This window comes from Chamaesiphon sp. OTE_8_metabat_110 (assembly GCF_031382685.1).
In the GTDB taxonomy this organism is placed as follows: Bacteria; Cyanobacteriota; Cyanobacteriia; order Cyanobacteriales; family Chamaesiphonaceae; genus Chamaesiphon.
The window spans coordinates 1-11,573 of the sequence record NZ_JANMZA010000277.1; the positions used below are offsets into that span (position 1 = coordinate 1).

Consider the following 11,573-nt stretch of genomic DNA (forward strand, 5'->3'; position numbering starts at 1 on the left):
GGGAGCATCCCACTTTTTATTCGATCGGGACAAGTAAACCTTTTGTACTAGTGGAAGGATTAAGGAATTTACCTCTAGATCGAGCAGATCGAGCATAATGCTGAGATAATTAAAGCGAGTAAATTCAAGGTAATGTGATGACACCAGAAGAACAACAAGCAATTGAAGCACACAGTCAAGCTATTGCCGAAATTTTGTATAGAAATACAGCAAAAGAGCAACTAACTAGTTTGGGGAAAATAGAAGAAGCGGTAAGAGATGCCATGCAAGAACATGTGATGCCAGGAGTGGGAGTTTTTTTATCAAAAGTGTCACAAGAGAAAGTGGTGGATACAAAAGACAAATCAAAAGTATAATTGGAGAACTAGTAATCACTAGCAATCAAGCTGAGAAGTTGGATCTAAAAAGTCACTCACAAATTAGTCCATACTTGGAAGCATGTTGTTTAAGAATAAGCGCATCAATTTCTTACGAAAGGACAGCAGAAGAAGTAGAATACCTCACGGGCATGAAGATCTCAAAAAGCGCGCAACAAAGGTTAATTCACAAACAGAAATTTCAATTGCCATCCGCTGAGTCACCAGTGTCAGAAGTGAGTGTAGATGGAGGGAATGTTCGAGTCCGAACACCAGAAGGAGAGGCGTGTAGCTGGAAAGGATACAAAGCAGCAGTCTTACACGATCGACAAGCAATTGCCAGCTCATTTCAGGAAAATGGGAGCATAATTAATTGGGTGAACAATCAAAATTTAGCACCAATTCTTACTTGCTTAGGAGATGGACATGATGGAGTTTGGAATGTTATTAAAGAATTTGCAACCGATCGTGAAAGAAGAGAGATTCTTGATTGGTTTCATTTAATGGAAAATCTCCATAAGATTGGAGGCTCTAATCAAAGATTATTCACAGCTAGAAGCCTATTATGGCGAGGAAAAGTTAATGAAACTATTGAATTATTTAGTGACTGTACTCTCAAACAAGCTGAGAATTTTTGTGCTTATTTAGAGAAACATCGTCACCGCATAATTAATTATGATTATTTTCAAGCCGAACAAATTTGTTCAATTGGCTCTGGCGCGATTGAATCTACAATTAAACAGATTGACCGTCGCACTAAAATATCTGGGGCACAGTGGAAATTTGAAAATGTTCCTCAAGTACTAGCCCATCGCTGTGCCTACCTTAACAGATTAATTAGCGATCGCTAAATAAAAAGTGGGATGCTCCCAATCGCAATTTGTATTCTGGAAAGTCTAGTTTATCGCTGGCGTTCATTAATAAAGCACCAACTTGAGTGCCATTTGGCAAGGTATAGTTGATGATACTTTGCAAATGTGTTGAGGTTTCCAAAGGGTAGAGCACCTTCTTTTTTTGGCTCAAGCCTTTATGCTTTATCTTTCTTAGTTCTCGCTTTGGCTTTTGAGATTTACTAATTTCCTTATTTTTCATAAATTGCAAATAAAATAAAGGATTTAAACCAGATGACAACCTAACGCTGAGATTAATTTATAGTCGTTGCTTTTTTCTAATTAAACGGGCTATCGATCGAGGAGTTAAATCTGAAAGTGGCGATCGATAATTCAGACATCCTCTGGTGTAATTTTTTGGTTCCCTGTTTCTTGCTAGGACATCAGCCATTCCATCCTTGAGAGAGAGTATGGCCGTGAAAAATAAAGTGACAAAAATAGCTGTAACGATGTTACCCGGAACTTTCAAATATCCTAGAAATAGACAAAAAACCACGATTAATGCCAAAACGATTGCGACATCGCGAGGAATGCCCATCATCTTCGCTCTGCGTCTCAATGCTCTATTGACTTCGATTTGCGTTTTTCTTTCCATATGACTAGGTGAAAACCGTTACAGCTATTAGATACTTAATTGAATTAAGCACCAGTAAATATAAAGTTGATAATTCTATCTGTCGCAATGACGAGAATTACCAGGACGATGATATTTAACATCGGTTTAACTATCCCAGAAAAGTTTTCTCGATCGTATTCCTGATATTCCAGATAAGCTTGCCAGATGACAATACCACCGACCATCAGTAGTACAGCCCAGGGAATTAGATTGACAATGGCAGTAAACAGAGTCGTAAATAGTGGGCCTGCGACTGGAAATCCAGCCATGATTGTGGTAATCTTGGTAGTCGATACTGTTACAAAAGCATCGTAGATTGGCGCAGCATTAGCTTTAGGAGCTAAGTTCCATCCCCAAATAATTGGAGAGAAACAGGAAATTAAGGCATATTGTATATATTTCCAAGAAATTTTACTTCTAGGTTTGCTTAGTGAAGTGGCGTAGCTCATGGTGACACTCTATGTTTTCATTAATATAAGTTTTGACTCGATTTATTTAAGTAACTACCGATCGAACGACGAACGGTTTAGACACAAAAAACCAGAATCTAAGTTTTTCTTTAACTACCGTCGATCGAAGATTCAGTTGAGAGGCGATCGAACAATAACAGCCCTATGTTAAGTAAAATCAACTTAACTTGATTAGTTGGTTAGGTTAGATTCATCCTCTCTTTTATCCGCATGAGATTATAGACGATTGCCAAAAATAATCAAGAGTAAATCCAACAGTGAACAAAATTTTACGATCGACAAAAAAATGGAGTAGTTATTCAACTAAATTGCTGAATAACTACTCCATTCACGGTGTAAGCATTCGCAATCGATCCTTACGCTTGGTTTAACTGAAATACCAGAAAACTAGGACTTATAAATAAGGGGGCAGCGGGTTGTTAAAACTGGAGGGGATGTAATACAAGCCGCGATCGACACCCATACTGCGACTGCGCGATCGCTTATTTTCCACAGGAACTAACCTAGCAACCGCGATACCTCGGTTGGAGATGACGATCTCTTCCCCTAGCTCTACACGGGACAATAATTTGGAAAACTGGGATTTAGCGTTATAGATCGTATATGTATTCATCACGATTGCAAGAAATTAGATTTCAAGCTTATTATAGAACAAAAATACTAGTACCTTGTCAAAAGACAAGAAAATGTCTTGAGGATCACAGGTATGAAGGGCATACATTATCTGGGTAACGGTTCGATCTACGCCACTGAGCATTACCACGATTGTACTATTGGTTGCTAGTAAATCTGCGGGTGTGACTCCATACAGGGATAGATTTATCGATCGGGTACAGTGCCAGCCAGGATAAATTAAATTAGCACAGCTATACAATCAGCCCTATCTACTTTTTAGCCTGCTTGTACCCCATCAGTTAAATTGAGCTTAGATCGATCGCTGGTCGTAACCGATTATCTCCGTATGCTACGCTAACGATATCTCGAATCGGCGGCGCACCAAACATTCGAGCATATTCACGGCTGAACTGGGAAGGACTTTCATACCCCACTCTGTCGGCAGCATTTGCCGCAGTAGATCGTTCGACCAGCATCAGGCGACGTGCCTCTATGAGTTTCAATTGCTTCTGATAGCGCAATGGACTCATCGATGTCACTTGTTTGAAATGGTAATGGAATGAGGAAGGAGACATCCTAGCTAGATCGGCCAGATCTTCAATTCGCAGTGGCTTGGTAAAATTAGTCTTAATATGTTGAATCGCCTGAGCGATGCGCTGCATATTACTACCCGCTGTTGCAATCTGCCGAACGGCTTCGCATTGTTCGCCCATTAAGAGGCGATAGTAGATTTCCTGGATAATCATCGGAGCCAGCATCGGGATATCCTGCGGCGTGTCCAATAGCTTTGTCAATCTCAGCGCGCACTCAAGTAATGACATATCGGCAGTGCTGACAAAAAAGCCTCTGACTGAAGTTTCTTTTTTACCAGCGATGATGCTGGTTTGGGCGGTAATAATTTCACCGAGTTGGTGCGGATCGAGATCTAGTCTAAATCCTAAATATGGTTGGGTGGAGGTTGCCTCGGTAATAAAGCCGCTAATCGGTAAATCGATCGAGAGAATCAAGTATTGAGCTGCCCCATAATAATAAGTCTCCTCGCCCAGCAATGCGGCTTTTTTGCCCTGAACGACAATCGCCAGCATCGGTGTACTGACTGCGGCTAGAGTACTGGCAACAGAAGATTCTCGTCCAAATTGCAACTTCTCGATCCTCGTCTGATAAAAACCATCACCATGACTTGCTGTGTGGCGAGTTATCAGTGATGCTAGTTCTTGGCACTGACTAGCTATTTGTTCGTTTGCGAAGTCGCTGGGAACGAGAATTGTCATCTTAATTTTTCGACTGATTCGATCGGCTGGTGACAGTTATTATAGAATATTTCGACCCAGCGTTAAAGATTAAATTTGGAGAATTAGGCAATAAGTAGAGAGTTTTGTGTATTTCAAACTCATGCTCTTGTTTATAAGATAAGTACATTCACCAAAAACACTCAAAGTATAAGGCAATGACTAACAACAGCTCAAAAATTGCAATAGTAACCGGAGCTAGTCGAGGACTGGGCAAAAGTACTGCTTTGAATCTTGCTAAAAAAGGGGTCGATGTTATCGTTACCTATCACACCAACGCAGCGGAAGCAGCTAAAGTCGTAGCTGAAATTGAATCTTTGGGAGCTAACGCGATCGCACTGCAATTGGATACTGCAAACACGAAAACCTTCGATGATTTTGCGCTACAGGTTAAGCAAACTCTCCCAGCAAAATGGCAGACCGATCGCTTTGACTTCCTGGTTAATAACGCGGGGACTGGGGTAGGTGCGTCTTTTGCAGATACGACAGAAGCCGATTTTGACCACTTGATGAATATCCATGTCAAGGGTGTTTTCTTCCTCACCCAGAAATTGCTGCCGCTGATTAATGATGGCGGACGAATTGTAAATCTTTCTACTGGTTTAACGCGGATTATCCTGCCTGGATATGCTGCCTATGCGAGTATGAAAGGTGCGATCGAGACTTTAACCAAATACATGGCAAAAGAGCTGGGCGCGCGGAAGATTGCAGTAAATGTGGTGGCTCCTGGGGCGATCGAAACCGATTTCGGCGGCGGTACGGTGCGTGATAACCCAGAAATCAATAAATATTTTGCCGAACAGACTGCGCTCGGTCGTGTGGGTTTACCTGATGATATTGGGGGGGCGATCGCGTCACTATTATCTGAAGATAACAAATGGGTGAATGCCCAGCGGATTGAAGTTTCTGGTGGTCAATCGATCTAAAGCGATCGCTAATTCAGTGTCGGATTAGGCATCTAGAGTGAATAGATAAGTATGACATTGAGACAGATTACCGATCGAATCATCAGAATCTGCTAATTATCGATCGGATTCTGTTACAACTCGATCGGGAGTAGCTAGTAAGCTGAAGTATAGATAGCTGCGATTCGAGTAAACACTCGATCGACAAAGGTATTTGTAAGTCAGTTAGTAGTGGAGTTAAATCGAGATATGGGGCTAGACGGACTTCCGACAATAGGGCAAGTACAGCAATGCGCCAGCAACAGTGACGACATTGAGCGTTACTATCGCCCGACTCTCTATCCTGCACTCGATCCTGCGCCCCCGAAAGTCAATCGTATCCCAGCCACAACAGCTACCGCTGGCGATAGTAACGCTCAAATTGTGGCAGTACAATCTTTTCGCGGTGGTACGGGCAAGTCAACTCTGATTAGCAACCTCGCGGTGTTGATGGCGCAGCAGGGTAAACGAGTGGGAATTATCGATACAGATTTACAATCGCCAGGGATGCAGATGTTGTTGGGGCTGGAGCAGAAGCCGATCGATCTCACCCTCAATGACTATCTCTGGCATCGTTGCGCTCTTAATCAAGCCGCTTACGATCTGAGCGATCTGTTACTAGCACAGGCGGATCTGAGTACCCCTGGTGCGCTTTATCTGATCCCTGCGAGTGTCAAAGCCAACGATCTGACAATTTTGCAGAAAGGTTATAGCCAAGCGCGGCTGCTGGAAGGCTTTACAGAGATTACTCACGATCTGCAACTGGATTTTTTATTTGTCGATACCCACTCTGGCATCAATCCAGCCACCCTAAAAACGATCGCCGCTTGCAGTTCATTAGTAGTATTGTTGCGTCCAGACGATCGAGATGATCCCGGTACAACCGCGCTGGTCGAATTATTCCGCGAGTTGTCAGTCGATCGCATGTTGCTAGTGGCGAACAAAGCCTTGCCTAAATTGGATGTCGAGACTTACACACAGCAGCTAGAAACGTCCTACGATCTGCCTGTTGCGGCAGTCTTGCCATTTTCAGTCAAAATGATGCAATTAGCCAGTAACCAGGTGTTCTCGCTGCGTTATCCCGATCATCCGTTGACCCAAGCCATCGCTCAAATTAGCGATCTGATTGTTTGTGGCGATTTTAGTCCGCAAATCGGCAACACTACCAGAAATTTCAAGGATTGTTATGTAACCAAAGTTGCTACCTACAACCCAAGCGGTTAGAAACCGCTCCTCAGAATGCAAAGTCCGCCTACGCGGACTAATAGACTAGTCCGCGCAGGCGGACTTTGCAACATTAGCCACGATTTCAATCGTAGGCGTTCTATAGGTAGCAACTCACGTTATGAATATTTGGTTAGTAATTTGCAAGCATTTAATTCCAGAATCGATCGCGTTATTAATACTATGCTGGATCGATATCGACTATCCTAGTCCAATTTTATTGCTTACTTATGCTGTTCTATTGAGAATTGTCTGGAATATTGCAATTATTACGCATGGGTTAGGACACGTTCTGATTACCGCTATTGTCGATCGAGATCCCACATTTATCAATCGGGCTAACCTGCTCGAACATCGGACTATAGCTGATATATTCAGCTCGCTAATTCCTTTTACACCAATATTTTCACCTTTAAGTGCAGATGCCGACTATCCTTGGGTAGCAGTTGGTAAAACAACGCCGCTGGCAATCCGAATTAAGGCAGGAGGCGGGATTTTATTTAATATTATGGCGGTGGGATTAGTCTCGATCGTACCGATGCCTGATGATTTATTTAGAATAGATCTCAATCTCTGCGAGTCGATCGATCGGTTAGTAATTCAAGCCTTTATTAGTGCTAATGCGCTCGCGATTTTTAGTTCGCGCTCCGATCTGGTGGCGATGGTGACAGGTGAGGCGACTTGCTTTAACTGTGGCAACTTTGGGTTTGTGGGGAAACGGTTGACAAATGACGATCGCGAGCTATTACCAGCCAGAGTCGTGGCGATTTTCCAGGCGATGGGGCACGAGACGGAAATTCGGGGCGAACAAGCTGGTGGTGGTGTTGTCTTTGCTCACGATCCGACGGATCGGGTCGTATTTGTCGGTAAAAAAATTATCAATCGGAAGCGACAGAATTTAACTCGATCGCTCGAAACGGCTTTTGCACCCGTCAGAGAGCGATCGCGGCGATCTGGTGCCAAAGCGGTGGATAATGCGATCGTGGGGGTGTGGCATTATCGTTATGCCACCAGCAGCCCTCCGGCGATTGTGGAGACTCATTGGCATGAGTGGATGCCAGCGAGATCTGCTGATGTGTGGCGGGTGGAGCAGGGGCAATGGGTCAAAGATCGCCAAACGGTGAACCACCGAATTACGCATAATGGCGACTTTGATGCCTGGATGCTATTTGGTGAAGAAGTCGCGAATACCGAGCTGGGTTTATGGCTCGAACGGGTCTTACATACGCCCAATTCGACCGTGGGCGACTCGCCCAAAATTGCCGGGATGATGGATTTATTAATTACCCAAGGGATGTGGGCAGCTTCGTTGCGGCTGGCATATCAACTAGCGGTGGCTAAATCGCTCTCAGCCGCGTTTGGGGGCAAAATTCCTACGAAAACAGCTCCCAATACTGCGCCGTCTGAGTTAGAACTTAGCGGTTGGGCGGAGATCGTCGAAGGGATATTTTGTCACCATCAGGCAGTGTTACTGCTTCCCGATGCCCAGTCGATGCTGGAGTTGTCCCAGTCCCATGTCGCTCGACTCGAACGGGAGATGATTCAGGCTTTGAGTCAGCATCATACGATCGGGTGTTGGACTGAATTGGCGCGGGCGGCGTTTGTGAAGACGGCGGTAAATGCCTTCTTTTATAACAATCCCTATCAGGCGGCGAAATTATTCATGTCGAGAGCCACAGGTACCTTTGGGTTGGTGACAGCTTCGACGCTCTGTGCGGATAGTGTGGTGCTGAGTGCGTGGGGACAACCGATCGCTACGGGGTTTAATGTCGCCGAAGAATACATGGTCTATGCCTCCGAACCCGCCGCTGTCGATGCAGTGCTGGCGCAAATTCCACGCTCCTATCGCTTAGATTTGGAGCAAAAAGGGGGTGAAATTGCCTGGGTAGGTGTCGATCGAATCGCGATTTATGACATCCAAGCCGATCGAGAATTAGTCGGTGCGGAATTAGCACAGCGATGGATTCCACTCCAGCACAATGATTACATTTTACCCCCAGCCGCAAGTGCTCCAGATCCGGTCGCCCATGACATTGGGGAAATTCCCCAGGTGATTAAAGCGATCGCCGCATCCTGGCAAGATTCAGCTTCATTCAATCGTCAAAGTGCGGACTATTTAGCCGAATTACTGATTGAAAAAGCGAGGCTGTGGGATCGCCGCCAGCAGGCAACCAGCAACGGCAAGCTCGATTCGCTAGTAGATGGCACTCTCGATTTACTGATTACAGGGGTGGAAAATAGCCTGTGGTTGGGCGAAAGATTTGCCCAAGATCTGAAATCGATCTGTCCAGGATTAAAGGTCGAAATTTTATCCGCCAATCACATATTATGGAAGTTGCAATCTGACTCGGATAGTTTGGATCTAGGCAAAAATTCGATCGTCCTCGCCATCAGTCAATCTGGACAGACATTTCCCACCCTACAAGCCACGCAAATATTCGAGCAGTTACGCCGCCAAAATGCGATCGGCGAACTGTTTGTAATGACAGGCGAAGTCTGTAGCTTGATGGGAAGTGCGATCGAGCAATATTATTATCCTGCGGCTAGTTTTACCCGCCGCATCTTTATTAATGGTAGCGGTCGGCGCACAGCGGAACCCACCACCGTGGCTGTAGTAGCCGCTCAAACCACGTTAACTGAATTATTACTATATTTGACCAAACGACTCCAACAGGGCTTTCCCGCTCGTCAGAAGGCATTTGGGATGACCTTAACCACCACTAATCTGAAGACTCTAGAGCAGGTCAGGGATGATTTTGTCGATCGCCGAGTCGGATCGATCGTCGGTACGATCGAATCTGCTACTCATCGTCAGCTCGTGCGAGTCGGTCGTCAATGGGCGTTACACATCACCGAAATGCCGATCGCGTGGGGGATTCAGGCTGTTTATGTGCTGGTAAGCGTTGGGTTACAAGCTCCATTAGTGCAAACAATCTGTCGCGCCATCTTTGGATTGGCTAATTTAGCGGTACCAGGCTGGTTGCTACCCATGCTGACGTTAGTAGATATTGCGATTTACATTTTTGGTTCCTGGCTGTGGACGTTGGGTTTGCGATATGCCCAAGGGAGATCTCTATTCGCCCGCATGGGCAAACGCACGTTAGTAATTGGCGATGTGCCCTGGGTGCATCAATTATTAACTGCCTATGTCAGTAAGTTATTTTCGCTCAGTTATGGGATTACCTCCTTAGACGTGCATGGTGCGAACCCTCAAGACCAGATGCTGCACCTGTTCGGACACCGGATCGTCAGAGGCACGCTAGTATTTTTGGGCATTCCCGATGGGCGAGGCGATCGATCGCAACAAGAGCGCGAAAGTGCGGCGATGATGACTGGGAAACAAGCCAACGGGGTGCGTCATCTGACCGCAGGTGCCGAAATTATTGCCCTGGGGCAAAATCAATCGATCGAGCAACAAGGTTTTGCGGAGGCGATTATTTTGCCCGATGCGGCAACCGATCTAGCTAGCAACACCAAATTACTCGCAGAATTACGCGAAGCTCGATTTGGTGCGTTGGAGCGGTTGGTTGCTAGTTATGTCTTCTTCTGGGCATTATCCAAGCGAGTAGCCTCCTTTCCCTTACTCCGATATCAACATTGGAAGTCCCAAAGCCGTGCTCGAATTATGACTACCGCCGCTCCAGTTGCCCGCGTGACGACGACATCCGCCAGCGATGCCGCCAAGATCTTCGATCGATCTAAGATTTTGAATGGATTCGGTAGACACAAGTAACGGCACTGTTCTGCCATAAACACCAAGACAACTCACTAATTCTAAAACCATAATATTCTAACAAATTTTCGTTAGAATCTGCAAATATTTATCTCTAGAAAAGTAGTGTATTTCACGTTAGTTGAGTTAAAAATGGTAGCGATACCTATTGGTAAATTTTTAATGTTCTAAGATTGATATGCCCGATTGCAGAACATTTACTGGCACACAATCGGGTTTTGACTTATCTGCAATATGCCCAATAATCTATCATCACTTGGTCAGATAGCACTCCTAAAATTTGGAATAACTCTGGAATTTTAGAGTTGTGCGATGTATCATTCAATGTAAACATAAATAACAGGTTCTATCGATGATTACACGTTCGCGCATGTTCGTTCTGATGGGGATCGGCGTTTTGGGGCTTGGTGCCACAATGGCACTTTCTGGCTGCTCTCGCAGCGCAAAGCTCAATATCATTAACCGCTCTACTGCCGAACTTACCAACGTCGTCGCCACTGGATCTGGATTTACTCAATCGATTGGTTCCATCCCCGTAGGCGAACAGCGTAACGTTTCCGTTAGTCCCAGTAGCGAATCTGGTCTGCAACTCGAATTCGATGCCAAGGGCAAGCATTTTAAATCAGTCCCTCAAGGCTATTTTGAGGGTGGCTCAAACACCAAAGTAACTGCAACTGTCTTACCTGATTTTAGCTTCACTATGAACACGAAATAATAAATTCTAAGTAAGCAGATGTTGAATCGCACTTGAAATAGAAAGAGATAGTCACTGCGATATTAGGTTTCTTGGCGATCGAATTGCATCCGTGCGGACTCGATCGCGCTCTGATGGAGATCGGCCCACGTCACAAGAGAACGCATCGGTTCGAGCAGCGATCGACCAAGATCGGTAAGGCGATATTCGACGCTCGGCGGAGTTGTTGGAAATACTGTCCGCGAAATCAATCCGTCTCGTTGCAAATTGCGAAGCGTTTGGGTCAGCATTCTCTGAGATATATCATTCACCTCGCGGCGGAGTTCGCCAAAACGATGCGGACGTTGGGCAAGCTTTAGAATCAACAGGAAGCTCCATTTGTCGCCGATCCGATCTAGTATCCCTCGGATCGGACATTGTTCGATCTCCACCACCATTGGTTCCTTTGAAGTAACTAACACACTTGAATCTGCCTTCTTTACAGCCATTTGGAAACATCCTAATATTGGATTCAGCTAAAGTTACTAAACGAGACTTACATGCAATATTGCATCTTTTAGACTCAGCGGCAAGCTAGGCTGTCAAAATTTCCACTAAACAAGAAGGACAAAATGAAGATTGCAATCGTCGGTGCAACAGGCAATGTCGGCAAGCGGATTGTCGATGAAGCACTCCATCGTGGACACAATGTAACCGGAATCGCCCGCGATCCTTCCAAACTCAGCCCTCGGAACGGACTTAC

At 45.2% G+C, this 11,573-nt stretch carries 11 protein-coding genes; 6 read left to right on the top strand and 5 right to left on the bottom strand.

Annotated features, from left to right (window positions below):
* Window positions 1-137 precede the first annotated feature (137 nt).
* A protein-coding gene (locus RMO52_RS09910) for an ISKra4 family transposase (protein ID WP_310413499.1) occupies window positions 138-1,207 on the top strand; the annotation gives its coding sequence in 2 pieces (ribosomal slippage) (window positions 138-294 and window positions 294-1,207; 1,071 coding nt in all).
* Here the strand turns inward: RMO52_RS09910 and RMO52_RS09915 are convergent.
* The 4 genes from RMO52_RS09915 to RMO52_RS09935 all read right to left on the bottom strand — a co-directional run bounded on the left by RMO52_RS09915 (window position 1,194) and on the right by RMO52_RS09935 (window position 4,218).
* Window positions 1,194-1,448, bottom strand: a complete 255-nt coding sequence (locus RMO52_RS09915) for a hypothetical protein (protein WP_310413502.1) — start codon at window positions 1,446-1,448, stop codon at window positions 1,194-1,196. The genes RMO52_RS09910 and RMO52_RS09915 overlap by 14 nt on opposite strands.
* Before the next feature lie 437 nt (window positions 1,449-1,885).
* Window positions 1,886-2,311: a hypothetical protein gene (locus tag RMO52_RS09925; protein WP_309742487.1), complete on the bottom strand. Its 426-nt coding sequence runs from the start codon at window positions 2,309-2,311 to the stop codon at window positions 1,886-1,888.
* Window positions 2,312-2,726: 415 nt separating this feature from the next.
* Window positions 2,727-2,945, bottom strand: coding sequence for a type II toxin-antitoxin system Phd/YefM family antitoxin (locus tag RMO52_RS09930; RefSeq protein ID WP_309742488.1), 219 nt, complete (start codon window positions 2,943-2,945; stop codon window positions 2,727-2,729).
* 301 nt (window positions 2,946-3,246) lie between these two features.
* Window positions 3,247-4,218, bottom strand: coding sequence for an AraC family transcriptional regulator (locus tag RMO52_RS09935; RefSeq protein ID WP_309742489.1), 972 nt, complete (start codon window positions 4,216-4,218; stop codon window positions 3,247-3,249).
* Between the two features lie 176 nt (window positions 4,219-4,394).
* On the opposite strand from RMO52_RS09935, the gene RMO52_RS09940 reads away from it, so the two are divergent.
* From RMO52_RS09940 to RMO52_RS09955, 4 genes are all read left to right on the top strand, one after another.
* A complete protein-coding gene (locus tag RMO52_RS09940) occupies window positions 4,395-5,162 on the top strand; it encodes an SDR family oxidoreductase (protein WP_310413507.1) in 768 nt (255 codons plus the stop codon).
* A 210-nt stretch (window positions 5,163-5,372) separates the two neighbouring features.
* Window positions 5,373-6,404, top strand: a complete 1,032-nt coding sequence (locus RMO52_RS09945; RefSeq protein WP_310413510.1) for a MinD/ParA family protein — start codon at window positions 5,373-5,375, stop codon at window positions 6,402-6,404.
* Window positions 6,405-6,525: 121 nt separating this feature from the next.
* Window positions 6,526-10,137, top strand: coding sequence for a hypothetical protein (locus RMO52_RS09950; RefSeq protein ID WP_310413512.1), 3,612 nt, complete (start codon window positions 6,526-6,528; stop codon window positions 10,135-10,137).
* A 352-nt stretch (window positions 10,138-10,489) separates the two neighbouring features.
* The gene (locus tag RMO52_RS09955) at window positions 10,490-10,852 is read left to right on the top strand and encodes a hypothetical protein (RefSeq protein ID WP_310413515.1); all 363 of its coding nucleotides are present in this window, start codon (window positions 10,490-10,492) and stop codon (window positions 10,850-10,852) included.
* A gap of 62 nt (window positions 10,853-10,914) precedes the next feature.
* Here RMO52_RS09955 and RMO52_RS09960 read toward each other — a convergent pair whose 3' ends face one another.
* Window positions 10,915-11,292, bottom strand: a complete 378-nt coding sequence (locus tag RMO52_RS09960; protein WP_310413518.1) for a helix-turn-helix domain-containing protein — start codon at window positions 11,290-11,292, stop codon at window positions 10,915-10,917.
* Between the two features lie 150 nt (window positions 11,293-11,442).
* On the opposite strand from RMO52_RS09960, the gene RMO52_RS24675 reads away from it, so the two are divergent.
* Window positions 11,443-11,573: NAD(P)H-binding protein (locus RMO52_RS24675; RefSeq protein ID WP_396134940.1), on the top strand; the 131-nt coding region annotated here is incomplete at its 3' end.

Coding starts and splice junctions, on each gene's coding strand:
- RMO52_RS09955 (WP_310413515.1), top strand. CDS start 10,490: ATGATTACACGTTCGCGCATGTTCGTTCTGATGGGGATCGGCGTTTTG.
- RMO52_RS09915 (WP_310413502.1), bottom strand. CDS start 1,448: ATGAAAAATAAGGAAATTAGTAAATCTCAAAAGCCAAAGCGAGAACTA.
- RMO52_RS09925 (WP_309742487.1), bottom strand. CDS start 2,311: ATGAGCTACGCCACTTCACTAAGCAAACCTAGAAGTAAAATTTCTTGG.
- RMO52_RS09935 (WP_309742489.1), bottom strand. CDS start 4,218: ATGACAATTCTCGTTCCCAGCGACTTCGCAAACGAACAAATAGCTAGT.
- RMO52_RS09930 (WP_309742488.1), bottom strand. CDS start 2,945: ATGAATACATATACGATCTATAACGCTAAATCCCAGTTTTCCAAATTA.
- RMO52_RS09950 (WP_310413512.1), top strand. CDS start 6,526: ATGAATATTTGGTTAGTAATTTGCAAGCATTTAATTCCAGAATCGATC.
- RMO52_RS09940 (WP_310413507.1), top strand. CDS start 4,395: ATGACTAACAACAGCTCAAAAATTGCAATAGTAACCGGAGCTAGTCGA.